2 protein-coding genes are annotated in these 701 nt (G+C 67.5%); both read left to right on the top strand.

What is annotated here, in order from left to right; all coding sequences use genetic code 11:
• Positions 1-336: hypothetical protein (locus B3D39_RS09840; protein WP_286789640.1), on the top strand; the 336-nt coding region annotated here is incomplete at its 5' end.
• Positions 337-389: 53 nt separating this feature from the next.
• Positions 390-701 (top strand): 2Fe-2S iron-sulfur cluster-binding protein (locus tag B3D39_RS09835; RefSeq protein ID WP_286789639.1); only part of this gene is annotated, 312 nt, incomplete at its 3' end.

Genomic DNA, 701 nt, shown 5'->3' with positions numbered 1-701 from the left:
GAAGACGCGCGCCTGTGCGGCGGAGGCGGCATGATGCGGGCGGTGATCATATCGGGCTGCGCGCTGGCGCTCGGTGGCTGCATGGGCACTCCGGGCGGCAACGAGGCCTCCAAAGGTCCGCGCCGACTGGCGGCAGTCGAGGGCTACGCGGCGGCCTATGACGCAAACGGAGCACTTGTCGTGATGCGGCAGGCTCAGCCCTTTGCGAATGACGAGGGCGCCGAGGCCAAGCGGGCCGCGAACGCCATCTGCGGCGGGGCCGTGGCCTCGTCGATTAACGATACATACCGGGACGGCGCTTGGGTCTTCCCGATGGGCTGCGGACACGCGGCCTGACCTAAAACCCGCGCGGGGGCAACCTCGCGCCCGAAGAGACGAGACGGATAGCCATGGCTGACCTGAGAAAGATCATCATCGACGGGAACGAGGTCGAGGTCGATCCGAACCTCACGCTGATCCAGGCGTGCGAACAGGCGGGGATTGAGATCCCGCGCTTCTGCTACCACGAGCGTCTGTCGATCGCGGGCAACTGCCGGATGTGTCTGGTGGAAGTCGTGGGCGGCCCGCCGAAGCCTGCCGCCTCCTGTGCGATGCAGGTGCGCGACATGCGCCCGGGGCCGGAAGGCGCGCCGCCGGTGATCAAGACGAACTCGCCGATGGTCAAGAAGGCCCGCGAGGGGGTGATGGAGTTCCTGCTCATC

It is taken from the genome of Thioclava sp. UBA3469 (genome assembly GCF_002378135.1).
Taxonomy (GTDB): Bacteria; Pseudomonadota; Alphaproteobacteria; order Rhodobacterales; family Rhodobacteraceae; genus Thioclava; species Thioclava sediminum.
Note: the sequence above shows the minus strand (reverse complement) of the source record. Positions and strands in the feature narration are given on the sequence as shown.